Raw genomic sequence first — 23,505 nt, forward strand, 5'->3', positions numbered from 1 at the left:
TTATTCACTTTCAATTGTATTCAAATACTCAGCGATTACATCACCATGGCATGCGGCTGGTTTGCAATGGCACCCAAGCCTCATTCCCTTAAGTTTATGTAAGGCCTTTTTCTTTGCTGGATCAGTTAATATCTTTTTATAAAAGAAATCTCTATATTTTTCAATTACTTCAGCGCGTTCACCATCTCGCCCTATTATGTACGGATTACCCCAAGGGCCTTTACGCCCAATATATACATCGAATTCATCCCCCCTATCTTTATTAGCAACTTTTGTTGTTCTAACTGGGATAATTTTGTAGGGTTTTTTAGCGCAAAGTACGGCATGCACAAATTTATTAAGTTCTTCGCCATCCCAGAAAATAATGCTATGTGTGACTTTATCAAGGATAGAATTGACCTCCTTATCAGTGATGTCTCCTGAGCCAATTACCTGCAAAACATGTAAAGAAAAATTCTTTTCTATAAGCCGATTATTATCATCGATTGCTATGATGATGAAATCATTAAAGCCATCCAAAACATTAGCAATCTTACTAAGAAAAAAATCTTTTTCTGCGAAACGACTTGGATAAGCTATGAGAACAATATTGTCATGAACAGAAAATAAATCTTCACTAAACAAGATGCTTTACCTCTAAAGATCCGCCCCATTTGCTATTCAGATATTCAACAACCAATCTTCGATGACAATGATGTGGTTGCTTTTCACTGCACAATAAGCAAGCATTATCAAAATATGTAGCTTCAAACAGACTCTCTACTCTTCGTTTTTCCATCAAGTTAATAAACTTTTCTTCATAGACAGACCATGCACCATTACCTTTTTTGTAAGGGTCTAATATCTCTTTAGTCGGCGCCAACTCTGGCAGATGTATATATTCAGCCTTACAAATCTCATTAAGAAAAAATTTCAGATCTTCTTTTTTGGCATACCCAGCTAACTGAGAAACATTATTTAATCGGACATCAATTAACTTCTGAACGCCAGCATTTCTTAAACTTGAAAAGAAGCTTTTTGCTGTTGTTTGTGTAAACCCAATAGTCAAAATTTTTGTCATTTATAACTTCGAATTTCTTGTAGGTAATGTGGAAAAGTATAAATACCATTAACTTGAAGCCAAAATCCCATACGATCACCTTGCTGAAATGCTCTGCTTAAACCAACTCTGAGATAAACATCAGATTGTTGCTGTATAAAATGATTCACTTCTGCTACTGAGGCATTTATATCTCTGGATTTTTCAATAATGTAATTAAAAAAACCAAAATCAGTTATAGCTAAATATCTAAAATCTTGTCCAGCATAGTCGGTAAAATGAATTTGAATTTTTCGATCTTCAAAAGTATTTCTGACAATTTCTAAATGTGCGACGGGCACTTTAACTGTAATGATAGATGATTTAATACTTTTCGCTTGGCTTACATCAATATGCTTAGGTGATGCTAGTGGAACACCAAAGCCTTGTATCACAGATTGTTGATTAGTTAGCTTGAGAACATTTAAAAACTGATCTGAAGTACAAGGTCCTTCAAGTTTGGGTGCACTCCATATACGATCTTCTCTGTGAGGCATTGATATAGGCGGGGTAGTGCTAAAGTCACCAGAAATGATACTCCCCGCCAATATATTGTATTTCTTACATTCCGTCTGATTAATGTACCTTGTCTTATTTGAGCCATCCCCGCGCAAAAAAAGCGGTCTTATACATTCCCCTGTTTGAATATCTACACCAGCTATACAAACATCATTATTGCCTTCTCTGAACCTTGTTAAGTCAGTGATTATTAGCTGATTCATTCTTAATTATCCCCTCTGAATTTTATTAAGTTATTGTACGAAATAAATTCATGAACTTGAATAATAGTTAATGACAATCATAAATAAATGAGCCAGATACTGGCTACTATACGGCTACTATAAAAAACTAAAGGGTTACGAATTACCGTAACCCTTTGATTTTATTGGTGGCCCCTCTGTGAGTCGAACACAGCACCAACGGATTATGAGTCCGCTGCTCTAACCAAGCATGAGCTAAGGGGCCGAAAAGCGTTCGATTATAAACTAATCTTGTCCGTTTTCTAAGAAGCTACGCAGGCGCTCAGAGCGCGTTGGGTGGCGCAGTTTACGCAGTGCTTTGGCTTCAATCTGGCGGATACGTTCACGGGTGACATCAAACTGTTTGCCCACTTCTTCTAGCGTGTGGTCGGTGTTCATTTCGATACCAAAGCGCATACGCAGTACTTTTGCTTCGCGCGGGGTCAGTGACTCCAGCACTTCACTGGTGGCGTCGCGCAGGCTGGCATATACCGCTGCGTCCATAGGCGCCAGGGTGGTGTTGTCTTCGATAAAGTCGCCCAAATGGGAGTCTTCGTCGTCACCAATCGGCGTTTCCATCGAAATTGGCTCTTTGCTGATTTTAAGGATTTTGCGGATTTTTTCTTCCGGCATTTCCATTTTTTCAGCCAAGGTGGCCGGATCAGGTTCGAGGCCGGTTTCTTGCAGAATCTGGCGGCTGATACGGTTCATCTTGTTGATGGTTTCGATCATGTGCACCGGGATACGGATGGTGCGTGCCTGGTCAGCGATTGAACGCGTGATGGCCTGGCGAATCCACCAGGTGGCGTAAGTTGAAAACTTGTAACCACGGCGGTATTCAAACTTATCCACGGCTTTCATCAGGCCGATGTTGCCTTCTTGAATCAGATCCAAGAATTGCAGGCCACGGTTGGTGTATTTTTTAGCAATTGAAATCACCAGACGCAGGTTGGCCTCGATCATTTCGCGTTTGGCGCGACGGGCACGGGCTTCGCCAGTGGTCATTTGTTTGTTGATTTCGCGCAGCTCTTTAATTGGCAAGCCTACGCGAATCTGCAAGTTTTGCAGGCGCTCTTGCTGGTCAAGAATCGAGTGTCTAAAGCGGCTCAACCGTTCTGCGTAGGCAGGGTTTCCAGCCAACTCACCATCTAACCAGGTCAGGTTAATTTCGTTGCCAACAAAGCTTTTAATAAATTGCTGACGCGGCATGCCTGCTTTTTCCACGCAGAAATCCATGATCTTGCGTTCATGCGTGCGCACTTCTTCTACCATGTGGCGCACCTGGTCACACAGGGCTTCTACTTGTTTGGCAGAAAAACGGAAAGCGGTCAGTTCGTCCAGCACTTGCTGATGCAGGGCTTTGTACTCAGCATCATTGGTGCCTTTGGCTGCGCGGATGCTGTTCATGGTGGTGTTGGCAGCACGAATCACGGCAAAGCGCGCCAAAACTTCAACCTTGAGTCTGGCCAGTGCTTCGGCGGACAAAGCGGATGCTTTTGCATCACCATCTTCGTCGTCTTCGTCCTCTTCTTCGTCAGCGGCGTCCTCTTCTTCTGCGTCGGCCACGGCCAATGCATCATCCAAGCCTAGATCGCTATCAATCAAACCGTCGACCAGATCATCGACACTCATTTCGTCTTTTTCGACTTTATCCACCATGTCCAGCAACTGGGCAATGGTGGTTGGACAGGCGGCAATGGCCTGCACCATGTGTTTGAGGCCATCTTCGATACGCTTGGCGATCTCAATTTCACCCTCACGCGTTAACAGGTCTACCGTACCCATTTCGCGCATGTACATACGTACCGGGTCAGTGGTGCGGCCAAACTCGGAGTCTACCGTTGCCAACGCCTGCTCAGCTTCTTCTGCGGCATCTTCGTCAGTCACAGCAGGTGGTGCATCAGACATCAACAAGACTTCGGCATCCGGCGCTTCTTCATACACCTGGATACCCATGTCATTGATCATGCCGATAATGCTCTCGATCTGCTCGGAGTCTTGCACGTCATCGGGCAGGTGGTCATTAATTTCGGCGTAGGTCAAATAACCGCGCTCTTTACCCAGAACAATCAGGGTTTTCAGGCGGGTACGACGTGCCTCGGCATCCATTGCCTGGGTAGCGGGGTCTTTGTGTGTTTCGACTTCGTTGATTCCGAGTTCTTTGTCTAAACTTTTATCTGCTTTGGGTCTGGCCATGGCCGATTCCACCTCTAAAATGATTGATGCCGAGTGTTGGCTTCTGCTACAGGCACATCACTCGATTTAGCATTACGGGAAACCCTTTATTTTACCAGATTTTTGCATGTTTTTTAAGCATGTCCATACGGTTTTTAGGGAATAGTGCCGACTAGCGCTTGCTGGTTAACTGTCGCAAGGCCTCGCGCTCAGCATCCGACAGCGTAGAAAATGGCTTTTCAGTCAGCCGCCCCAACAGGGACTTTTCACGCGCAATGAGCGCCATGTCTGATAATTGGGTACACGCCCCTTCAAATTCAAGCGTAAAGTCTAAGGTTTCGTCTAATAAAGACAACTCGCGCTGCAATTGGTGTTGCAACACCTCAGAAATATAGGGAGCGATCATTTGCAGCAAAACCACCGGCCGCGACTCAGGCTTGGCTATGGCGGCCCTCACCACCACCCGCAACATGTGCTCCTCATCACCCTCGCCAACAATTTCTGCCATCAGCTCAGGCTTAGCCCATTGCGGACGCATCAGCAATATCAACCCTAAGCGGATATACAGCGATAACGGAGTACGAGAGCGCTGGCGCACGGCCTTTTGCTTGGTTTTAACCGGGTCGGGCAATTTGAGCATGCGCTGCATTTCACCCGATGCAAGCCCGGTCATCTCAGCGACCTTTTTGCGTAGCAGCATGGCATAACGCGGCGCCTGAATCTGCTTGAGGATAGGCTCCGCATCATTTAAAAACTGCACTTTATCCTCTTGCGAAGCCATGGGGTTGTGCTCACTTAAATGCTGAATGATGTATTGCGACAACGGCATGGCTTTATCCATCTCGGCCTCAAACGCCTCTTTGCCAAACTCGCGTACAAAACTGTCAGGGTCATGCTCGGCAGGCAAAAATAAAAAACGCAACTTAAGGCCATCTTTAATCGCTGGCAAGGCATTCATCACTGCGCGCCAGGCGGCGGTGCGCCCGGCTTTGTCGCCATCAAAACTAAATACAATTTCGTCTGTTTGCCGCATCAACTTGGCAATGTGAAACGGCGTGGTTGCTGTGCCCAACGCGGCTACCGCATACTCAATGCCATATTGCGCGAGCGCCACCACATCCATATAGCCTTCAACCACTAGCACCCGGCCCGCATCGCGGATGGCGCGCCGCGCCATAAACAGGCCATACAACTCATGGCCTTTTTGAAACACCGGCGTTTCTGGCGAGTTGTAATATTTGGGGCTATCTTCCGGGTTAATCACGCGTCCGCCAAACCCAATCACTTCGCCTTTTTGGTTATGAATAGGGAAAATAATACGGTCACGAAACCGGTCATAACGGCGCCCCTGCTCGTTTTGCACCACCAGCCCGGCGGTTTCCAACGCCTCAGCCTCATATTGCGGAAACACCGTCTGCAAGTTTTGCCAACCGGCCGGGGCATAACCCACCTGAAACTTGGCCGCAACTTGCCCGCTTAACCCGCGCGTTTTCAGGTAATCAATCGCACGCGGCGATTTTTTGAGCTCTGCCTTGTAATAATTAGCAGCTTGCTGCAGTGTCTCTTGCAAACTTAAGAGCACGGCTTTTGAAGGTGGCGCGGGCTGGCTAGGGTCACGCTGCTCTTGTGGCACGATCATACCGATCTGCTTGGCCAGGTCGTGAATCGCCTCGACAAAACTGAGGCCGTTGTACTCCATTAAAAAGCTCAGGGCAGAGCCATGCGCACCACAGCCAAAGCAATGATAGAACTGCTTGGTTGGGCTGACGGTAAAACTGGGGGATTTTTCGTTATGAAACGGACAACAGGCCGAGTAATTGGCCCCGGCTTTTTTCAGTGGCACTGCCTTGTCGATCACTTCGACAATATCTACGCGATTAAGCAGTTCTTGAATAAAACTTTCGGGGATCATAAATGCAAGTATCGCCTATGCGCACTAAAAAACAAAGGGCGCAAAATGCGCCCCATTGTTTGTGCAGTCATCGTGCAATCAACCTAACGCAGCCTTAATCAAACCAGAGACTTTCGCCATATCTGCCTTGCCTGCCACTAGCGGCTTCACCGCACCAACCACTTTACCCATGTCTTTGGCACCCGCAGCACCAGTGTCAGCCACCACTTTAGCGATGATGGTGTTAATTTCATCTTCACTCAACTGCGCAGGCAGATAGCCTTGCAACACAGTGACTTCAAACTTTTCCTGATCAGCCAGGTCATGCCGATTAGCACCTTCAAAAGCGGTAATCGAGTCACGGCGCTGCTTGAGCATTTTTTCAATGGCCGCAATCACAGCATCATCATCCAGCTCAATACGCTCATCCACTTCGCGCTGCTTGATGGCAGCTTGCAGCAAACGAATCACACCCAGCTTAGGCATGTCCTTGGCCCGCATAGCGGTTTTCATGTCTTCGGTGATCTGTGCTTTCAGGCTCATAGAATGCTCTTTATCTGCGTAAACCGCGGCTAAAAATTAAGGCTTTAAAAAAGCTAAAGGTTGCGGAAACCCACAACCTTCGCATTGCCGGTTAACCTGAAAACGGTTAACCGTGATGACACATCCACTAAAATTAGTAGAGTTTTGTCGGCAACTGTTGGTTGCGCAGACGGCGGTACTGACGCTTAACTGCAGCAGCCGCTTTACGTTTACGTTCCCAAGTTGGTTTTTCGTAGAACTCGCGTGCACGCAAGTCGTTCAACAAACCGGTTTTTTCAATCAAACGCTTGAAGCGGCGCATTGCAACATCAAACGGTTCGTTCTCTTTCACACGAATAGCGGTCATGTAAATCCCTATCCTTCAAAAATGGTTAGTAACTTGTTAGTCGATTTAGTGCTTGCGGATTGATGCAGCACTGAAAACCGCGTATTCTATCGCGCTTATTTGGATTTATCAATCATTTCCGCAAAATATTGTATGCGAGAAAGATCTTATGTTGGTGTTGGGGATTGAATCTTCCTGTGATGAGACAGGTGTAGCGCTGTATGACACACGCCGCGGGCTACTTGCGCACGCGCTGCACTCACAAATTGACATGCATGCCGCCTATGGTGGTGTCGTCCCTGAACTAGCCTCGCGTGACCATATTCGCCGCGCGTTACCCCTCACACAACAAGTGCTGGCAGAGGCCGATAAAACCCTGCAAGACATTGAAGGCATTGCTTACACCCAAGGCCCTGGCCTGGCTGGCGCCCTGCTCGTTGGCACCAGCATTGCACAATCACTGGCCATGGCACTGAATGTGCCCTCTATTGGCGTGCACCACCTCGAAGGCCACTTATTGGCAGCCATGCTGGAAGAAAACCCACCTGCGTTCCCGTTTGTCGCCTTATTGGTATCAGGCGGCCACAGCCAGTTGATGCGCGTAGACGGTATCGGCCAATATGAACTACTGGGCGACACCCTAGACGACGCCGCAGGCGAAGCGTTTGATAAAACCGCCAAATTATTGGGCCTGGGTTACCCGGGTGGTCCGGCCGTCTCCAAGCTGGCTGACCAGGGTAAACCGCGCTTTCAGCTGCCTCGCCCCATGCTCCATAGCCCGGATTTAAACTTTAGCTTTAGTGGCCTCAAAACCGCTGTGCTCACCTTGGTCAACAACCAGCCACAACTGGATGATGAAACCGTCAAAGATATTGCCTGGGAATTTCAGGAGTCAGTCACCGAGATATTGGTACACAAATGCATGAAAGCACTCAAGCAGACCAAACTGAAACGCCTGGTCGTTTCTGGTGGTGTCGGCGCCAACAAGCGTTTACGCATCAGACTCAATGAAGCAGCCAGCAAGCGCGGCATCAGCGTCAGTTATCCGAGGCTAGAATTTTGCACCGACAACGGCGCCATGATTGCCTTTGCCGGTGCCATGCGGTTGCACGCCATGCAGGCAGTGAAACAGGATTACAGCTTTAGCATCCGCCCGCGCTGGGATTTATCCGAACTGACTGCGCCAGCCTAGCCGCAGCAGTCACTTTTTACCGAAGCGCGCCTCAGTGCCTGCCAGCAGTTTTTCAATATTGGATTGATGGCGAATAATCAGAAACGCCGCCATCACAACCACCACCGCGACATACACTGGATACGGCGATAAAAACTGCCAGGCGATAATAGGCGATAGCGCCGCTGCCACCAATGCTGATAACGAAGAAATCCGGCTAATCAAGAATACTGCCAACCAAACGGCTACCACACTCAACGCCAGCCAGCCGGAGAAGGCAATCATGACACCTAGCGCCGTCGCCACACCTTTACCGCCCTTAAACTTATGGTAAATGGGGTACAAATGACCCAAAAACACCGCCAAACCAACCAGCGCCACCACGTCCATCAACATCCCCGCCTGCAATGCCAACCAAGCTGGCAACCAGCCTTTAAACACATCGCCCAGCAAGGTCAAAATGGCGGCTGATTTTTTACCACTGCGTGCCACATTAGTCGCGCCAATATTGCCGCTACCTACCGTGCGCGGGTCAGGCAAGCGATACAGCTTGCTCACGATGATGCCAAAGGCAATCGACCCAATCAAATAAGCCGCCACTATCCATACCAGCGCCTCAATATCAAACCCAATTTCGTTCATGCTTAATCCCAATGTAATACAGCCGCTTATGCCAGCCACTGCACGATGTTGTATGATGCCGAATCATACTGGATTCCGGCCTGTGCGGAAATAACAACAAGGATCAGCGTTGATGGATATTATCTTTCTCGAACAAGTAAAAGTGCAAACCAAACTCGGCGTGCCGGAGTGGGAGCGTGCAGTGGCACAAACCGTGATTCTGGATATTGAAATCGGTTATGACTTTAGCAAAGCCTGCCAGACAGATGCGATTGAAGACACCATTGATTATGGCCAGGTAGCGAACCGTATACGCGAGACCTTGGCAGAAAACAGCTTTAAACTCGTAGAAGCGCTAGGCGAGCATGTGTGCCAGCTGATTTTGCAGGAATTTAAAGCGCAGAATGTGAAATTGAAAGTGAGTAAACCGGGGATATTGCCGGGACTGAAGGCTTTGGGCATTCAGATTTACCGTACGGCTTAAACTTAAAGTTTCTTTCGCCTTATTGGCGAGTTACTTTTTTTGCTTGCCCCAAAAAAGTAACCAAAAAGAGGGCACCCAGCCATCACGGCCTTCGGCTCCCTTGCGTTGCTCAACAAAATAAGCGGTCACGAAACTCGCCCTAGCAGCTTGCACAACCCGCAAGCTGCCGCGGAGCTCAGACAGTCGCTCCCTCTACTCTTATTTTGTCTCCGCTACTCAGCGTGATGGAATGGGATTATTCTCGCCAAACTCACATCACATAAATACAGATGGTTCAAAAACCAGATTATTTCCTCTTCAATTCGCTAGCGTTGCAGTCGCATGGTGTTCGGGGCCCCCATCTGCCGCGCCGAGTAGCGCAGGCGAAGTGGGAGTTTTCGGCCATCGGCTGTTTGAGCTCCGCAACAAGCCACGAAGTGTGTGGCTTGTCAGGACGAGTTTCGATGGACGCCCACTTTGACGAGCAACGCAGGAATCAAGCGGAAGCTGGGGTGCATTTCTTTTGGTTACTTGTTCTTTGGGCAAGCAAAGAAAAGTAACTCGCCAACAAGGCGAAAAGCAATATCACAAAAAATCTCAAACGCATGCGCATCAATGCCCACCCTGCGACTCTAAAGGCGAAAAGAAACCGTCCAATCAAAGAACAACCTTTTATTGCAATCTCACCATGCCTGGATTCCGGCCGACGCCGGAATGACGACTCAGAGAAAATCACCCCCTAGGATGATGCACCTTATGCAACTGCTGTAACCTCTCCCTCGCCACATGCGTATAAATCTGCGTCGTCGAAATATCCGCATGCCCCAACAGCATCTGCACCACCCGCAAATCCGCGCCATGATTGAGCAAATGCGTCGCAAACGCATGCCGCAACACATGCGGGCTAATATGCTGCGAAATACCTGCCTGCAAGGCGTAACGCTGAATAATATGCCAAAAAGCATGCCTGGTCATGGCTCCACCACGTGTGGTAACAAACACGGCATCACTCAAGCCACCTTTCAATATCTCCGGCCGCGCAATCGCCAGGTAGCGGTCTATCCACTCGGCAGCTTCTTGCCCCATCGGTACCAGCCGGGTTTTACTGCCTTTGCCAGTGACGCGCACCACGCCATCTTGCGTGCTGACTTCGGCAATACTCACATTCACCAGCTCAGAAACGCGCAAACCACTGGCATAGAGTAACTCAAGCATGGCGCGGTCGCGTAAGCCCAAGGGCACGTTGACATCTGGCGCGTGCAACAAGTCTTCTACCTGTGACTCACTCAAGGTTTTAGGCAGTGACTTCGGCATTTTGGGCGCTTCAATATGCAGCGTCGGGTCTTGCTTGATCAGATTTGCCAATAAGGCATAACGATAAAAACGACGCAGGGTCGCAATCAGGCGATTAATGCTCCTGACCTTGACCAAGGGAAAGCGATAAGCAATGTACTCTTGCACATGCGGCGACTGCACTTGCCACAATGGCAGTTGATGCTTGCTGCACCACTCGGCAAAGCCTTTTAAATCATTACGGTAGCTGGATAAGGTATTGGCCGACAAGCCATCTTCCAGCCAGAGCTGATCAATAAAGGCATCAATTTCAGGCGCACTGGCTGTGGCCGCTAAAGAATTCTTTTTTTGCTGCATCCGTTTTATTTACTGCCTTGCTCATGTGCCAGCAGCCAGCGCTTGATGTCCAAGCCGCCAGCGATGCCTTGCATAAACCCACCCAGGCCGTTGCTGGCCACAATACGGTGACAAGGGTTAAACAAAGGCAACGGATTAGCCCCGCACGCATTGGCCACCGCACGCGGGCCAGATTGCACAGCGGCTGCCAACTCGCCATAAGTGCGTGTTTCACCGACGGGAATCTCGCGCATGGCCTGCCAGACACGCTGTTGAAATGGCGTGCCACGACTGGCGGCAATCGGCTGCCAATGATATGCCGGGTTATCCAGATAAGCAGCGACCTGATCAGCCACTATTTGCGCACGCGGGTTTGGGTTTGTTTTTACGGGCAAGGCATGCAGTAAAAACTGCAGCGTTTCGCCGGTGCCATCACAGCGCACACCAACGAAGCCAAAAGGCGCCGGCACCAAGGCATCGAGTGCATCATCAAGGTTGTTCATGACACGTATTAAACTGTAATCTCGCTCTGGCTGCAACTCACGATGCGGTGCACTGGCAATAAAAAAGCCCTTCTGATGAAGGGCTTTTTTGTGCAACGTTTAAATTAACCGTTGTTTGCAGCGATGTCTTTTTCGCGAGCAACCAATTTTTCTTTAATACGTGCAGATTTACCTGAACGCTCACGCAAGTAGTACAGTTTAGCGCGGCGAACGTCACCACGGCGCTTCACTTCGATAGAAGCGATTTGTGGAGAGTAAGTCTGGAATGTACGCTCAACGCCTTCACCTGAAGAGATTTTACGCACGATGAATGATGAGTTCAGGCCACGGTTACGCTTGGCGATGACAACACCTTCGTAAGCCTGCACACGTTTACGTGTACCTTCAACCACGTTTACACCAACAATCACTGTGTCGCCTGGTGCAAAGCTAGGGATTGTTTTGTTTAAACGAGCAATTTCTTCTTGCTCTAACATTTTAATAATGTCTGCCATTTTGGTTCCTTTTAATTGTAAAGAGCTCGTTCCTACTCCCAAGACCATTTATTCAAGACTACACGTGCCGTCTACTGCGTTGCACGGTGCTCAACATCCTCATGTACTCCAGTACATTCCGGTGTTTGCGCGCCGCGCGCCTTGTATCCCATCACGCTCGTTCTTGACTCAATTGCCTTGGCTATCTTTGAGTAGCCTAGCCTCTTCTTTCGTCAACGGCCTTGCGGCCAATAAATCAGGGCGTTTTTCCCTGGTTAGCAGTAGCGATTGCTGTAATCGCCATTGTCTAATCTTTTCGTGATGCCCGGAAAGTAATACCTCGGGCACCTTCAATCCTGCAAATTCTTCCGGGCGCGTGTAGTGCGGATAATCAAGCAGACCGTTCACAAACGAATCTTCCTGCGCCGAATCGGCATCACCCAACGCACCTGGCAATTGCCGGATAATCGCATCCAGCAACACCATGGCGGGCAACTCACCGCCACTTAACACATAGTCACCAATAGAGATTTCCTCATCCACCAGTGTATCCAGCACACGCTGGTCTACCCCTTCATAGCGGCTGGCCAACAACACCAGCCCCTGACATTTTTTTAGCTGCATCACTTTTTCGTGTGTCAGCGGTTGACCACGCGGTGATAAATGCACCACCCTCGCCATCAATCCTTGCGCCTGCAATCGCGCGCGCGCATCACCAATCGCAGCAGCCAGCGGTTCGGCCAGCATCACCATGCCAGGGCCACCACCATAAGGTCTATCATCCACCGTATGATGCACGTCCTGCGTATATTGGCGCGGATTAGTCAGCGTTAACTGATACAACCCTCGCTGCCTGGCACGGCTGGTAATTCCATACTCAGTCAGCGCTAAAAACATCTCAGGAAACAAACTGATGACTTCAATCTGCATCATGAGACTTTGGTTTGCATGTAAACGGCCTTCTTTTAAAAATCGGCATCCCAATCAACCAGCACCGTACCTGCTTGCACATTTACTTCTGGCACCGCGTCATTGGTAAATGGCACCAGACGCTCGCGGTACTCCTGACGCAGCTTGCCATCTTTACCTTCAATACTGCTTGACTGCTCTTCACGCACCACGAGTACATCGTTGGCGCCCGTTTCAAGCACCTGCGTAATTTTACCAAAAGCCACACCCTGCTTATTGGTCACACTCAATCCAATCAAGTCTGACCAGTAATACTCACCTTCTTCAGGCGTAGGCAGCGACTCACGCGGCACTGCAATCTGCTGCCCTTTGAGGCTAAATGCGGCATCGCGATCAGCCACGCCAGCCAGCTTGATCACCAACACATCATTGTGAAGCTTGGCTTCTTCTACCGTCACTTCACGCCAATTGGGTGCTTTACCTACCCACCAGGCGTCATAATCAAGCAGGCCGTCCAGATGCTCGGTATCCGGCACGACTTTCACCCAGCCATAAACGCCATATGGGGCGACGATGCGCCCCATTACGACCATGTTTTCAGACGCCATATGAATTCAGGCGCTAAAACAATTACTCAGCAGCTGGTGTTTCAGCAGCAGCAGCGGCGGCTTCCGCAGCGGCAGCAGCTTCAGCATCTGCTTTGGCCTTAGCGGCAGCTTCTGCGGCGGCGGCATCAGCTTCAGCTTTCAACTTGGCAGCGGCTTCAGCGATTGCTTTTTCTTTAGCAGCTTCGGCTTTGGCAACTTCTTTCGCCTTAACAGCAGCCATGCCTTCGGCGCCTTTAGCGTGAAATTTTACCAAACGTGCCACGGTCTCAGACAGTTGTGCACCGTTGTCCACCCAGTATTGTGTACGTGCTTCATCGATACGCAAGCCTTCAGCGCCAGCGCGTGCAGATGGATTGTAGAAACCAACGCGCTCGATAAAACGACCGTCACGACGGTTGCGGGAATCTGCCACAACCAGGCTGTAAAACGGGTTCTTTTTGGAGCCACCACGTGATAAACGAATAACGACCATAATCTTGTTCTCTTAAAATTGAATTTCTTTGCAGAAAGGCGCGGATTATACTTGATATTTAGAAAGCATGGCAAGTGTTTTTCACGTGCCAGAAGAAGTCTCTAGGTATGGCGTTGGGTCAGCCACTCCTGCTTGCGCAAAACCCACCTTGCGAAAACGGCAGGAGTCGCACACCCCGCAAGCAGCCCCTTGCTGATTGGCCTGGTAACAAGAGACGGTCAAGCCGTAATCCAACCCCAGCGCATGACCGCTACGGATAATATCTGCCTTGGTCATCTCAATCAATGGTGCATGCACCGTAATGGTCTGGCCTTCTACGGCGGCTTTAGTGGCCAGGTTGGCCATTTGCTGAAAAGCCTGCACATATTCGCCACGGCAATCCGGGTAACCCGAATAGTCGAGTGCATTCACACCAATAAAAATATCACGTGCCTGCAATACCTCAGCCCAGGCCAACGCCAATGACAGCATAATGGTATTGCGCGCAGGCACATAAGTCACCGGAATACCTTGGGTTTCTTGTTCTGGTACGGCGATACTGCTGTCAGTTAAAGCCGAGCCGCCAAACAGTGACAAATCAAGCTGCACGGTTTTATGCTCAGTGGCGCCTAATGCGGCGGCCACGCGTTGTGCCGCCACCAGCTCGACATTGTGGCGCTGGTGATAATCCAGGCTTAGGCAATAACAGTCGTAACCCTGTGATTTGGCAATCGCCAGCACCGTGCTGGAATCCAGCCCGCCAGACAATAAAATAACTGCTTTTGGTTTGTTTGATACGGCCAAACTTATACTCCTTGCTTCTCGCCCCAGAGGATTTTGTGCAATTGCAATTGCATGCGCACCTTGAGGTGATCCTGCAAAATCCAGCTGGCTAATGTGTCGCCACTCACGTCATGAAAACTCGGTGAAAACAGCTGGTCACAATCACCAATAAATGGCCGGGTTTGCAACATCTGCTTTGCCCAGTCGTAATCTTCACGGCTGCAAATCACCCATTTGACCTCATCGCCTGCTTTTAGCAACGGCAAGTTTTCCCAGCGGTTTTTTTCAACCTCACCAGAACCGGGGGTTTTAATGTCCATGATCACCTTAACGCGTGCATCTACCGCCGCAATGTCCATGGCACCACTGGTCTCGAGCGAGACCTGATACCCGCCATCGCTCAATCTGGTCAACAATTCGATGCATGGCTTTTGTGCCAATGGCTCGCCACCCGTCACACAGACATATGGCGTGTCGTAGGCCGAAATCTGCTGCATGATGTCATCCAGCGTCATATTGCTGCCACCTTTAAACGCGTATTCGGTATCACAATAACCACAACGCAGTGGGCAACCAGTGAGGCGGATAAAAATAGTAGGCAGGCCAACGCGTGAGCTTTCGCCCTGCAATGAGTAAAAAATCTCGAAAATTCTGAGTGTGGTCATGGGGATATAAAAAGTAAACGGGCAGATATTACTATCTGCCCGCTATTATCGCCGAACTCGCGAAAATCTGCTATTTGATACTTTCCAGCACTTTCAACCGTTTTTGCGCGCCGGGCGTTACTTCTGCCGACGGATAAGCTGCAATCAGATCTTTCAAGGTTTTTTTGGCCGCCGGGATCTGCCCCAACTGAATCTGGCTATTAGCCAGGTTCAGCATGGCGTTAGGCGCCAACGCGTGCGAAGCATAGCTATCCAAAAACTTCTGCTGCGTGGCCGCAGAAGACTTGTAGCTTTTCAACGCAAACTGCGTGTAACCCATGCCATACAGCGCATCTGGTGCCAGCTTGCTACCGGAATAACTCTTTAAAAATGCATCATAAGCATTAAATGCATCTTTGTACTTGCCGGCCTGATTCAACGACTCAGCCTCAGCAAATGCACTCGATTCCTGCTGAGAAACATCTGCTTTAGCATCAGCAACGCCACTACCGCCTGCAGAAGACAACGGCATTTGCCCACTGGTGACTGATTGCGCCAGTGTTTCCAGTTTGCGTACACGTGTGTCGAGGTCAGTATACGAAGCACTTTGCTTGGTACGCATATCCTCCAGCTGATGGGTCACCACTTCAAGATCGCCCTTCACCTGTGCCACATCCTGCCTGATCTGCTCCAGCTGGTTTTGCATATCCAGCAAGCCCTTACCATTAATAAGGGCCTCCAGGCTTTGCACACGTTTATCCAGCGACTGCTGGGTGCGGGTCAGGTCAGTGACGGCTTTTTGTTGCGCGTCATGCTCAGACGTTTGCTTGTTTTCCAGCTCGAGAATCCGCTTTCTGGCCTCGGTATCGTCAAACAAGGCCGCCTGGCTGACAGTCGAAACTGTCAGGCCCAAGGCGATCAAAGCAGCAGAGAGCCGCAAATTACTGACCGGCATAGACGATGTCTACGCGACGGTCTTGCTGAAAGCAACCGTCATCAGCACAATTTTGCTTAGAACGCTCTTCACCGTAGCTTACTGTTTCGATCTGGCTATCGCTCACGCCCAACACGTTGAGTGCATTTTTAACTGCAACAGAACGGCGTTGACCCAATGCCAGGTTGTACTCGTGCGTACCGCGCTCATCGGTGTTACCTTGCAGTACCACTTTAGTTTGTGGATGCGCAGCCAGGTATTTAGCGTGGTTAGCCACCAAGCCTTTGTACTCTTCACGAATGGCATCGCTGTCATAGTCAAAGAACACTTGACGTTTTGCCAACTCAGCAGCGCTCAACTCATCTTTGCTGGTATCAACATCGACTGTTTTAATGTTGATTTTGTCAGTGCTAGCTGAACTGTCAGACCCTGCTTTGCCTTGTGAATTCGTCATCGGGCGAGTCACGCTGGAATCTTCCACTTTTGCCGGGTTCATCGGGGTGCTTTTACAAGCGGTCAACACCAATGCAAGTGCTGCAACTGTCCAAATACTCTTGTTCATACTTTCTCCTTAAAATGAGTGACTAAATAAATTGACCACGGATAGACTACTTGGGCGCTGCTTGAGCAGGTCCCCATGCAGGTTCACGAATATCGCCGCCCGCTTCGGACAAACGCTGCCTGACCAAGCCGTCGACAGTGACGGTTGCCAGGGTGCCTTTGCCGCCCACGCGCGTTGCATACATAATAGTACGCGCATTAGGGGCAAAACTGGGGGATTCATCTTGCGAGCCGGTACTAAGCACTTTGACATCGCCGGTGCCCAGGTCTTGTACAGCCACCTTAAATGCGCCGCCATCATTACGAATATAGGTCAGGTATTTGCCATCTGGCGAAAAGCGCGGGCTCACATTATAACTGCCTTCAAATGTCACGCGTGAAGCCTGACCACCTGACGCAGCCACTTTGTAAATTTGCGGACGACCGCCCCGGTCTGAGCTGAAGTAAATTGACTGACCATCTGGTGAAAAGGCTGGCTCTGTATCAATCGCGCTGCTTTTAGTCACCTGCTGCAAATTAGAACCGTCGGCAGAGATCGTATAAATTTGTGAATTAGCGCCATAAGTTAATACCACCGCCAGCTTGCTGCCATCTGGCGCCCAAGCTGGTGCACTGTTATTGCCTTTAAAATTGGCCACCATTTTACGCTCGCCGGTATAGAGCGATTGCACAAACACAATCGGTTTCTTTTTCTCAAACGAAACATAAGCCATTTTGCTGCCGTCAGGCGACCAGGAAGGCGAAATAATCGGCTCGTTTGAAGACACCAATGTTTGCGCATTAAAGCCATCATAATCTGCAATCTGCAGCGTAAAGCGCTTGCCGACCTTGGTCACATAGGCGATACGTGTCGCAAAGGCACCTGGCTGACCGGTAAATTTTTCATAAATCTGGTCAGCAATTAAATGTGCGACATGGCGGTACTGGCTGGGCGAAACCGTATAGGTCAATTGCAACAAGGCGGTCTGGCGCAGTACGTCCATCACTTGCACCGACACCTTTAAATTGCCACCCACTTGCTGCACCTCACCCAGGCTCAGGCCTTGCGCCTTGAGCGCGGTCCAGTCGGTATATTTAATTTGTGAGGCACTGGTTGGCAACGCTGGTAGGCCACTGGTATTAATGATGCGAAACATGCCGCTACCACGCAGGTCGTTACTGATAATGTCATGTAAACGACTTGTAGATGGCGCATTGCCGGATTCGGCCATCGGCAAGATCGCAATCGGGATCTGAATTGCACTACCGCCACTAATCTCGATTTCGAGCGCAGCGTGTGCTGGCAACGCAAACATCCACAACAGCACACTGGCGCCGAGTGTGTGTGTGGCCACATGGATCACACCATTTATTAAGTTTTTCATGGTCACAGTTTTATGCATTTTAGTTTGCTTATAGACAAGAATTATAACGAAAAGCCCGCTCAGCGTCATTGCTGCATTAGCTGCGTGGCCTAAACTTCAACCGTATCTGATCCACCATCTTTTTGCGCGTCGCCGGGTCATCCGGTAAATCAAACGGCTTGGCCGCTAAAATGGCACGGATCACCGCATCATCACACACCGCATCGCCTGAGCCTTTAATCAGCTTGGGCATGCCAGATATATCACCCGAATTGGTCATTTGTATGTCAACCAGCAATTCCGGGTTAGAGACCGGGCACAAGCCAGAATTCACAGTCGCCTTAATTTTTCGGCTCATCAAGCCCATGTAATAACCCAGCACTGATGGGTCTACGGCACCTGCAGCAGCAGATTGTTGCGAATCCAGATCTTGCTGGCGCATGGCGTCCTGAATCTTTTTCAGCTTATCTTCTTCCTCTTGCTTGCGAAGGGCTTCCTGAATTTTCTTTAGCTTTTCTTCTTGTTTTTTCTGCTCAAGTTCTTTCTTTTTTTCTTCTTCTAACAGGCGTTTTTTTTCATCTTCCCGTTTTTTGAGTGCAATTTCTGCTTCTTGTTCCGCTTGTTTTACTTGCGGCTCTGGCGGCGCGACCTTTTCCGGCGGTTTTGGCTCGGGCGGTTTTGGCTCGGGCGGTTTTGGCTCGGGCGGTTTTGGCTCGGGCGGTTTTGGCTCGGGCGGTTTTGGCTCGGGCGGTTTGGGGGTTGGTTCAGGTGGCGGTGGCGGCGGTTCTACTGGTTTGACCACCGCTTTTGTGGGCTGTTTGCTGGGCAAACTGTCCCACAATGTCGCCTCCATCACGCTGGGGCTCACGTGCACAGCTTTCCAGTCGACCATGAAAATCATGCCAAGAAATAGCAGCACATGCATGAGCACAGACAATATGGCTGCGCGTTTGCGTATGATCTGATCTTGTGGGGACAATACGATTTTCATCTGTTTTAAATCACTGACCGCTTACTTTTCGTTTTGAAACAACAAACCAACCTGGTTCACCTGCGCCTGTTTTAGCAAGTCCATCACCGACACCACCTCACCATAAGGCGTATTTTTGTCGGCAGAAACCACCACTGGCTTTTGTGCCTCAGCCAAACGCTGGCGAATCAATGCCAGCATATCGTCACGCTGCATTTCCTTGCCATCCATAAGGATAGTGCCCTCTTTTTGCACGGTGACCACAATCGGGTCACCACTTTGCTTGAGCGCCTGACCAACTTTTGGCAACTCCACCATGCCCGGGTTGGTCATGGGTGCCGTCACCATAAAAATCACCAGCAACACCAGGGTCACGTCAATGTAAGGCACGACGTTAATCTGGTTCATCATGCGCCGTTTACGCGTTCTGCTCATAGCGGCTCCAATCAGGCTCTACGTTGCAAAATGTTGGTAAATTCTTCGATAAAGCTTTCGTAGCGCACAGACAAGCGGTCAACGCCTGCGGCAAAACGGTTATAGGCAATCACCGCCGGAATCGCCGCAAACAGGCCAATCGCCGTGGCCACCAAGGCTTCGGCAATACCAGGTGCCACCTGGCTTAACGTGGCCTGCGCCACGTTAGATAAACCACGAAACGCATTCATAATGCCCCATACAGTGCCAAACAAGCCAATGTACGGGCTGACTGAACCAACCGAGGCCAAAAATGGCAGATGTGAATCCAGCGCATCCAGCTCACGGTTATAAGAGGCGCGCATGGCACGGCGTGTCGCTTCCATCACGTCACTCACCTCGGTATCTTTTTGCTGTTTGTAGCGAATAAACTCTTTCAGGCCGGCCTGAAAAATGCTGGCCATGCCTTGTGGCGTTTTTCTGCCCGAGGTAATGCGCTCATACAACTCGTTCAAGTCACCCCCTGACCAGAACTGTGCTTCAAACTGGTCAACATTTTCATTGGCTGCCTTTAATGAAAATACTTTAATGAAGATATACCACCAGGAGACCAGCGAGGTCAGCAGCAAGATCAGCATGACCAGTTGAACTGGCAAACTGGCCCCACTCACCAGGGTAAAAATCGACATATCGTTTGCTACATTCATGAAGACTCCAGTGCAATTTTGATACGGGCCGGAATACCCGTTGGTTTAAATGAATCCGCATTCACACAGGCCACTTTGACCTGTGCCGCTAATAAAATCGTCTCACCATGTTTGATCTGCTGCTGGCAGCTAAAACTGCCACGCCCCATCTCAGTCAACTGTGAGGTTACCTGTAACGCATCATCCAGCCTGGCTGGCTTTTTAAACTGCAGTTGCATGCTGTGTACCACAAACAACACCTGCTCATCTTGCTTTAAAGTGGCCTGGGCAAAGCCGGCGGCACGCAACCATTCTGTCCGCGCGCGCTCCATAAAGTTCAGATAGCGGCTGTGGTAGACCACACCGCCTGCATCGGTATCTTCATAATAAACACGCACCGGAAACACAAACATGCTATTGCCCGGCGCCCGGCCAAGACTCGCCAGACGCCATACTGGCAGGCGCTTTGAGGCCAAAATGCTGGTACGTCATCATGGTAGCCACGCGTCCGCGTGGCGTGCGCATGATATAGCCTTGCTGAATCAAATAAGGTTCCAGCACATCTTCTATCGTATCGCGCTCTTCGCCAATGGCTGCGGCCAAATTATCCAGCCCCACCGGCCCACCACCAAACTTTTCGATCACCGCCTGCAACAACTTGCGGTCCATCACGTCCAGCCCTTGCTGATCGACATCCAGCATTTTAAGGGCGGCATCGGCCACCATATCGGTCACCACACCGTCAGCTTTCACCTGCGCGTAATCGCGCACGCGGCGCAATAACCGGTTAGCAATACGTGGCGTACCGCGCGCACGGCGGGCGATTTCAAAGGCACCAGCCGGCTGCATATCTACTTCAAGCAAGTTGGCCGAGCGGCTGACAATTTTAGCCAGCTCATCATGGCTGTAAAACTCCAGGCGCGCCACAATGCCAAAACGGTCACGCAAGGGATTAGTCAGCATGCCTGCCCGCGTCGTGGCACCAACCAGCGTAAACGGTGGCAAATCGAGGCGCACACTACGCGCAGCCGGGCCCTCGCCTATCATGATATCCAGCCGGTAATCTTCCATGGCTGGATACAAAATCTCTTCAACCACCGGGCTTAAACGGTGAATCTCATCAATAAACAACACATCATTGGGTTCAAGATTGGTCAGCAACGCGGCCAGATCTCCCGCGCGCTCTAGCACCGGGCCAGAGGTCAGGCGCAGATTGACGCCCATTTCTTTGGCAATAATATGAGCAAGCGTGGTTTTACCGAGGCCGGGCGGCCCGAACAGCAACACATGGTCTAGTGCTTCCTGGCGACCACGGGCAGCATTGATGAAGATTTCGAGTTGACCGCGTGCTTTTTCCTGCCCCACATACTCATCCAGCAATTTGGGGCGTAATGCGCGCTCCAGCGCTTCTTCTTGGGCGCTGGCAGTGGCAGGAGCGACGAGTCTATCAGTTTCAATCATGGGTGGTCGGTAATGAAGTGCAAAGCAAATTTAGTCAACACAAAGCCTCATTGCCGGTCACTGAAGAAGTTATTTTTTCGCCATCATACCATGCGGCGTTTGACTATTACAGACCAACCCCCGCGCCATTTGCACATCACTTGGCCAGATACTTCAAGGCCTGGCGAATGCCATCGCTCACACCCACACCCGGCTCCAGCAACTTGATAGTCGCTGATGCTTCTCGCTCGTGGTAACCCAGCGCCACCAGCGCATTGAGGATATCGTCCGTGGCCGCTTTAGCAGCAGGCTGTGCAGAGGTAGAGCCAGTGACGACAAATTTGTCTTTGAGCTCAAGCAGCAAGCGCTCGGCCGTTTTTTTGCCGATGCCCGGAATACGTGTCAGCAATGACACTTCTTGCTGGTTAACGGCCAGCATCAGGTCATTCACGCTGACACCACTGAGGATAGACAACGCAGATTTGGCGCCAATGCCGTTCACCTTAAGTAGTTGTTTAAAGGTGTTTTTTTCTTGCTCACTGCCAAAGCCATATAGCAACTGCGCATCTTCACGCACTACCATGTGCGTTAAAATCTGCACTGGCTGACCCAGCTCAGGCAGGTTGTAAAAAGTGCTCATGGGCACCTCGACCTCATAACCGACGCCATTGCAGTCAATCACAATCAACGGTGGCGATTTTTCCAGCAAACGGCCCTGCAAACGCGCAATCATATCAATCTTCCATTTCTAACTCTAAATCCGGCGGTGGCAAATGCACCCAAGCCCTGGCCGCCATGCGCATGACAAATGGCGCAAGCCAGCGCATCTGCCGAGTCTGGGCTGGGCGTCGCGGGCAGCTTGAGTAAGCGCTTGACCATCTCTTGCACCTGCTCTTTTTGTGCATGACCATTGCCCACCACCGACTGCTTGACTTGTAACGCCGTGTATTCGGCTACTGGCAATTGCCGGATCACCGCCGCTGAAATAGCAGCACCGCGCGCCTGCCCCAGCAACAAAGTAGATTGCGGGTTCACGTTCACAAACACTTTTTCAATCGCTACCTGCGTCGGCTGATAAGTAGCAATCACTTCAAACAAACCATCGAGTATGACTTTCAAACGCTCAGGCAAGGCTTCTTTTTCTGGCTCACCCTGCGCACTTTTTTTAGCCGAAGCTGTTTTAATCACGCCACTGGTCACATAAGCCAACTTGCCATCGACGGCTTCGATCACACCAAAACCGGTGATTCGCAAGCCAGGATCTATGCCTAATATGCGCTGTACCGCCATTTAAAAATCACTTACCCAGCACAAGCCAACGGCAAATAGCATGGTTTAATCTTCTTCGATCACAGCAGAGGTGTACACATCCTGCACGTCATCCAGGTCTTCCAGCATATCGAGGATTTTCTGCATTTTAACGGCATCATCGCCGGTGAAGACCACTTCATTGAGTGATTTCATGGTCACTTGCGCCATCACCGCTTTAAGGCCAGCCGCTTCCAGCGCCTCTTTTACCGTGACAAAATCGCCCGGGGCTGTAATCACTTCAATACTGCCATCTTCGTCAGTAATCACGTCTTCTGCCCCAGCTTCGAGCGCCGCTTCCATTACTGCATCTTCTGACACGCCCGGCGCAAAGACCAATTGGCCACAGTGCTTAAACATAAATGCCACGCTGCCATCTGTGCCTAAATTGCCGCCATGCTTGGTCAGTGCATGGCGCACATCCATCACCGCGCGCTGACGGTTATCAGTCAGGCAATCAATAATAATAGAGGCGCCATTGATGCCATAGCCTTCATAACGAATCTCTTCGTAGCTCACGCCTTCGAGCTCGCCAGTGCCTTTTTTAATGGCACGCGTGATATTGTCAGAAGGCATGTTTTCTTCTTTGGCTGCCGCAACCGCTGCCCGCAAACGTGGGTTCATGGCAGTATCACCGCCCCCCATGCGCGCAGACACGGTGATTTCTTTAATCAGCTTGGTGAAGATTTTGCCGCGTTTGGCATCCTGACGGCCTTTACGGTGCTGAATATTGGCCCATTTACTATGTCCAGCCATTTTGCTTCCTTGTATTTTTGAACAATGCTGTTGAGGTAATTTAACCCGGCGATTTTACCACAGCCATTGGCTGCCTTTAGCGTGCC

At 50.0% G+C, this 23,505-nt stretch carries 29 protein-coding genes and 1 tRNA gene; 2 read left to right on the forward strand and 28 right to left on the reverse strand.

The window, feature by feature from the left end; genetic code table 11:
• The 8 genes from METH5_RS15740 to rpsU form a co-directional block, all read right to left on the reverse strand.
• Positions 1-624 (reverse strand): DUF4326 domain-containing protein, encoded by a 624-nt coding sequence (locus METH5_RS15740; protein ID WP_198290679.1) that lies wholly within the window; start codon positions 622-624, stop codon positions 1-3.
• Positions 617-1,060 (reverse strand): DUF488 family protein, encoded by a 444-nt coding sequence (locus METH5_RS0104375; RefSeq protein ID WP_029147362.1) that lies wholly within the window; start codon positions 1,058-1,060, stop codon positions 617-619. The genes METH5_RS15740 and METH5_RS0104375 overlap by 8 nt, the downstream gene beginning before the upstream one ends.
• A complete protein-coding gene (locus METH5_RS0104380) occupies positions 1,057-1,800 on the reverse strand; it encodes a hypothetical protein (RefSeq protein ID WP_029147363.1) in 744 nt (247 codons plus the stop codon). The genes METH5_RS0104375 and METH5_RS0104380 overlap by 4 nt, the downstream gene beginning before the upstream one ends.
• 165 nt (positions 1,801-1,965) lie before the next feature.
• Positions 1,966-2,044 (reverse strand) — tRNA-Ile (locus METH5_RS0104385).
• Positions 2,045-2,064: 20 nt separating this feature from the next.
• A complete protein-coding gene (rpoD, locus tag METH5_RS0104390; protein WP_029147364.1) occupies positions 2,065-4,014 on the reverse strand; it encodes an RNA polymerase sigma factor RpoD in 1,950 nt (649 codons plus the stop codon).
• Between the two features lie 151 nt (positions 4,015-4,165).
• Positions 4,166-5,905 carry a DNA primase gene (dnaG, locus tag METH5_RS0104395; RefSeq protein WP_029147365.1) on the reverse strand — a complete coding sequence of 580 codons (1,740 nt, stop codon included), beginning with the start codon at positions 5,903-5,905 and terminating at the stop codon, positions 4,166-4,168.
• A gap of 78 nt (positions 5,906-5,983) precedes the next feature.
• A complete protein-coding gene (locus tag METH5_RS0104400; protein ID WP_029147366.1) occupies positions 5,984-6,427 on the reverse strand; it encodes a GatB/YqeY domain-containing protein in 444 nt (147 codons plus the stop codon).
• A gap of 133 nt (positions 6,428-6,560) precedes the next feature.
• The gene (rpsU, locus tag METH5_RS0104405; RefSeq protein WP_018987466.1) at positions 6,561-6,773 is read right to left on the reverse strand and encodes a 30S ribosomal protein S21; all 213 of its coding nucleotides are present in this window, start codon (positions 6,771-6,773) and stop codon (positions 6,561-6,563) included.
• Positions 6,774-6,921: 148 nt separating this feature from the next.
• On the opposite strand from rpsU, the gene tsaD reads away from it, so the two are divergent.
• Positions 6,922-7,944, forward strand: coding sequence for a tRNA (adenosine(37)-N6)-threonylcarbamoyltransferase complex transferase subunit TsaD (tsaD, locus tag METH5_RS0104410; protein WP_029147367.1), 1,023 nt, complete (start codon positions 6,922-6,924; stop codon positions 7,942-7,944).
• Between the two features lie 9 nt (positions 7,945-7,953).
• On the opposite strand, the gene plsY is transcribed toward tsaD, so the two are convergent.
• Positions 7,954-8,565, reverse strand: a complete 612-nt coding sequence (gene plsY, locus METH5_RS0104415) for a glycerol-3-phosphate 1-O-acyltransferase PlsY (protein ID WP_029147368.1) — start codon at positions 8,563-8,565, stop codon at positions 7,954-7,956.
• A gap of 112 nt (positions 8,566-8,677) precedes the next feature.
• Here plsY and folB point away from each other — a divergent pair, with 112 nt between their 5' ends.
• Complete coding sequence (gene folB, locus METH5_RS0104420; RefSeq protein ID WP_029147369.1) at positions 8,678-9,028, forward strand: dihydroneopterin aldolase; 351 nt, start codon at positions 8,678-8,680, stop codon at positions 9,026-9,028.
• A gap of 711 nt (positions 9,029-9,739) precedes the next feature.
• On the opposite strand, the gene xerD is transcribed toward folB, so the two are convergent.
• The 19 genes from xerD to METH5_RS0104515 form a co-directional block, all read right to left on the reverse strand.
• Complete coding sequence (gene xerD / locus METH5_RS0104425; protein ID WP_029147370.1) at positions 9,740-10,657, reverse strand: site-specific tyrosine recombinase XerD; 918 nt, start codon at positions 10,655-10,657, stop codon at positions 9,740-9,742.
• Between the two features lie 5 nt (positions 10,658-10,662).
• Complete coding sequence (locus METH5_RS0104430; RefSeq protein ID WP_029147371.1) at positions 10,663-11,139, reverse strand: methylated-DNA--[protein]-cysteine S-methyltransferase; 477 nt, start codon at positions 11,137-11,139, stop codon at positions 10,663-10,665.
• 104 nt (positions 11,140-11,243) lie between these two features.
• Complete coding sequence (rplS, locus tag METH5_RS0104435; protein WP_019883633.1) at positions 11,244-11,633, reverse strand: 50S ribosomal protein L19; 390 nt, start codon at positions 11,631-11,633, stop codon at positions 11,244-11,246.
• 168 nt (positions 11,634-11,801) lie between these two features.
• Positions 11,802-12,542 (reverse strand): tRNA (guanosine(37)-N1)-methyltransferase TrmD, encoded by a 741-nt coding sequence (trmD, locus tag METH5_RS0104440; protein ID WP_198290710.1) that lies wholly within the window; start codon positions 12,540-12,542, stop codon positions 11,802-11,804.
• A gap of 35 nt (positions 12,543-12,577) precedes the next feature.
• Positions 12,578-13,129, reverse strand: a complete 552-nt coding sequence (rimM, locus tag METH5_RS0104445) for a ribosome maturation factor RimM (protein WP_029147373.1) — start codon at positions 13,127-13,129, stop codon at positions 12,578-12,580.
• Between the two features lie 22 nt (positions 13,130-13,151).
• Positions 13,152-13,601, reverse strand: a complete 450-nt coding sequence (rpsP, locus tag METH5_RS0104450) for a 30S ribosomal protein S16 (protein WP_029147374.1) — start codon at positions 13,599-13,601, stop codon at positions 13,152-13,154.
• 81 nt (positions 13,602-13,682) lie between these two features.
• Complete coding sequence (gene queC, locus METH5_RS0104455) at positions 13,683-14,384, reverse strand: 7-cyano-7-deazaguanine synthase QueC (RefSeq protein ID WP_029147375.1); 702 nt, start codon at positions 14,382-14,384, stop codon at positions 13,683-13,685.
• A gap of 2 nt (positions 14,385-14,386) precedes the next feature.
• Complete coding sequence (gene queE, locus METH5_RS0104460) at positions 14,387-15,028, reverse strand: 7-carboxy-7-deazaguanine synthase QueE (RefSeq protein ID WP_029147376.1); 642 nt, start codon at positions 15,026-15,028, stop codon at positions 14,387-14,389.
• Between the two features lie 70 nt (positions 15,029-15,098).
• Positions 15,099-15,962, reverse strand: a complete 864-nt coding sequence (locus METH5_RS0104465) for a YbgF trimerization domain-containing protein (protein ID WP_029147377.1) — start codon at positions 15,960-15,962, stop codon at positions 15,099-15,101.
• Entirely contained in the window at positions 15,949-16,503 is a 555-nt protein-coding gene (gene pal / locus METH5_RS0104470; RefSeq protein ID WP_029147378.1) for a peptidoglycan-associated lipoprotein Pal, read from the reverse strand. The genes METH5_RS0104465 and pal overlap by 14 nt, the downstream gene beginning before the upstream one ends.
• Before the next feature lie 46 nt (positions 16,504-16,549).
• Complete coding sequence (gene tolB, locus METH5_RS0104475) at positions 16,550-17,884, reverse strand: Tol-Pal system beta propeller repeat protein TolB (protein WP_029147379.1); 1,335 nt, start codon at positions 17,882-17,884, stop codon at positions 16,550-16,552.
• 58 nt (positions 17,885-17,942) lie between these two features.
• Positions 17,943-18,836: a TonB C-terminal domain-containing protein gene (locus tag METH5_RS0104480; RefSeq protein WP_029147380.1), complete on the reverse strand. Its 894-nt coding sequence runs from the start codon at positions 18,834-18,836 to the stop codon at positions 17,943-17,945.
• A 21-nt stretch (positions 18,837-18,857) separates the two neighbouring features.
• On the reverse strand, positions 18,858-19,250 hold the full coding sequence (locus METH5_RS0104485) for an ExbD/TolR family protein (protein ID WP_029147381.1): 393 nt from the start codon (positions 19,248-19,250) through the stop codon (positions 18,858-18,860).
• An 11-nt stretch (positions 19,251-19,261) separates the two neighbouring features.
• The gene (gene tolQ / locus METH5_RS0104490) at positions 19,262-19,936 is read right to left on the reverse strand and encodes a protein TolQ (RefSeq protein WP_029147382.1); all 675 of its coding nucleotides are present in this window, start codon (positions 19,934-19,936) and stop codon (positions 19,262-19,264) included.
• Complete coding sequence (ybgC, locus tag METH5_RS0104495; RefSeq protein WP_029147383.1) at positions 19,933-20,328, reverse strand: tol-pal system-associated acyl-CoA thioesterase; 396 nt, start codon at positions 20,326-20,328, stop codon at positions 19,933-19,935. Before ybgC ends, tolQ begins: the two co-directional genes overlap by 4 nt.
• 1 nt (position 20,329) lies before the next feature.
• Positions 20,330-21,376, reverse strand: a complete 1,047-nt coding sequence (gene ruvB / locus METH5_RS0104500) for a Holliday junction branch migration DNA helicase RuvB (protein ID WP_029147384.1) — start codon at positions 21,374-21,376, stop codon at positions 20,330-20,332.
• A 136-nt stretch (positions 21,377-21,512) separates the two neighbouring features.
• Entirely contained in the window at positions 21,513-22,088 is a 576-nt protein-coding gene (gene ruvA / locus METH5_RS0104505) for a Holliday junction branch migration protein RuvA (protein WP_029147385.1), read from the reverse strand.
• On the reverse strand, positions 22,085-22,645 hold the full coding sequence (gene ruvC, locus METH5_RS0104510) for a crossover junction endodeoxyribonuclease RuvC (protein WP_029147386.1): 561 nt from the start codon (positions 22,643-22,645) through the stop codon (positions 22,085-22,087). Before ruvC ends, ruvA begins: the two co-directional genes overlap by 4 nt.
• Positions 22,646-22,690: 45 nt before the next feature.
• Entirely contained in the window at positions 22,691-23,419 is a 729-nt protein-coding gene (locus METH5_RS0104515) for a YebC/PmpR family DNA-binding transcriptional regulator (RefSeq protein ID WP_029147387.1), read from the reverse strand.
• Positions 23,420-23,505: the final 86 nt, after the last annotated feature.

Origin of the sequence: Methylophilus sp. 5 (assembly GCF_000515275.1) — a bacterium.
Classification (GTDB): domain Bacteria; phylum Pseudomonadota; class Gammaproteobacteria; order Burkholderiales; family Methylophilaceae; genus Methylophilus.

Coding starts and splice junctions, on each gene's coding strand:
- rpsU (WP_018987466.1), bottom strand. CDS start 6,773: ATGACCGCTATTCGTGTGAAAGAGAACGAACCGTTTGATGTTGCAATG.
- tolQ (WP_029147382.1), bottom strand. CDS start 19,936: ATGAATGTAGCAAACGATATGTCGATTTTTACCCTGGTGAGTGGGGCC.
- METH5_RS0104380 (WP_029147363.1), bottom strand. CDS start 1,800: ATGAATCAGCTAATAATCACTGACTTAACAAGGTTCAGAGAAGGCAAT.
- METH5_RS0104485 (WP_029147381.1), bottom strand. CDS start 19,250: ATGAGCAGAACGCGTAAACGGCGCATGATGAACCAGATTAACGTCGTG.
- METH5_RS0104430 (WP_029147371.1), bottom strand. CDS start 11,139: ATGAACAACCTTGATGATGCACTCGATGCCTTGGTGCCGGCGCCTTTT.
- xerD (WP_029147370.1), bottom strand. CDS start 10,657: ATGCAGCAAAAAAAGAATTCTTTAGCGGCCACAGCCAGTGCGCCTGAA.
- ruvC (WP_029147386.1), bottom strand. CDS start 22,645: ATGGCGGTACAGCGCATATTAGGCATAGATCCTGGCTTGCGAATCACC.
- tsaD (WP_029147367.1), top strand. CDS start 6,922: ATGTTGGTGTTGGGGATTGAATCTTCCTGTGATGAGACAGGTGTAGCG.
- METH5_RS0104465 (WP_029147377.1), bottom strand. CDS start 15,962: ATGCCGGTCAGTAATTTGCGGCTCTCTGCTGCTTTGATCGCCTTGGGC.
- METH5_RS0104480 (WP_029147380.1), bottom strand. CDS start 18,836: ATGAAAATCGTATTGTCCCCACAAGATCAGATCATACGCAAACGCGCA.
- METH5_RS0104515 (WP_029147387.1), bottom strand. CDS start 23,419: ATGGCTGGACATAGTAAATGGGCCAATATTCAGCACCGTAAAGGCCGT.
- METH5_RS0104400 (WP_029147366.1), bottom strand. CDS start 6,427: ATGAGCCTGAAAGCACAGATCACCGAAGACATGAAAACCGCTATGCGG.
- trmD (WP_198290710.1), bottom strand. CDS start 12,542: ATGCAGATTGAAGTCATCAGTTTGTTTCCTGAGATGTTTTTAGCGCTG.
- plsY (WP_029147368.1), bottom strand. CDS start 8,565: ATGAACGAAATTGGGTTTGATATTGAGGCGCTGGTATGGATAGTGGCG.
- rpsP (WP_029147374.1), bottom strand. CDS start 13,601: ATGGTCGTTATTCGTTTATCACGTGGTGGCTCCAAAAAGAACCCGTTT.
- rplS (WP_019883633.1), bottom strand. CDS start 11,633: ATGGCAGACATTATTAAAATGTTAGAGCAAGAAGAAATTGCTCGTTTA.
- dnaG (WP_029147365.1), bottom strand. CDS start 5,905: ATGATCCCCGAAAGTTTTATTCAAGAACTGCTTAATCGCGTAGATATT.
- ruvB (WP_029147384.1), bottom strand. CDS start 21,376: ATGATTGAAACTGATAGACTCGTCGCTCCTGCCACTGCCAGCGCCCAA.
- pal (WP_029147378.1), bottom strand. CDS start 16,503: ATGAACAAGAGTATTTGGACAGTTGCAGCACTTGCATTGGTGTTGACC.
- queE (WP_029147376.1), bottom strand. CDS start 15,028: ATGACCACACTCAGAATTTTCGAGATTTTTTACTCATTGCAGGGCGAA.
- rimM (WP_029147373.1), bottom strand. CDS start 13,129: ATGGCGTCTGAAAACATGGTCGTAATGGGGCGCATCGTCGCCCCATAT.
- tolB (WP_029147379.1), bottom strand. CDS start 17,884: ATGCATAAAACTGTGACCATGAAAAACTTAATAAATGGTGTGATCCAT.
- ybgC (WP_029147383.1), bottom strand. CDS start 20,328: ATGTTTGTGTTTCCGGTGCGTGTTTATTATGAAGATACCGATGCAGGC.
- ruvA (WP_029147385.1), bottom strand. CDS start 22,088: ATGATTGCGCGTTTGCAGGGCCGTTTGCTGGAAAAATCGCCACCGTTG.
- folB (WP_029147369.1), top strand. CDS start 8,678: ATGGATATTATCTTTCTCGAACAAGTAAAAGTGCAAACCAAACTCGGC.
- rpoD (WP_029147364.1), bottom strand. CDS start 4,014: ATGGCCAGACCCAAAGCAGATAAAAGTTTAGACAAAGAACTCGGAATC.
- METH5_RS0104375 (WP_029147362.1), bottom strand. CDS start 1,060: ATGACAAAAATTTTGACTATTGGGTTTACACAAACAACAGCAAAAAGC.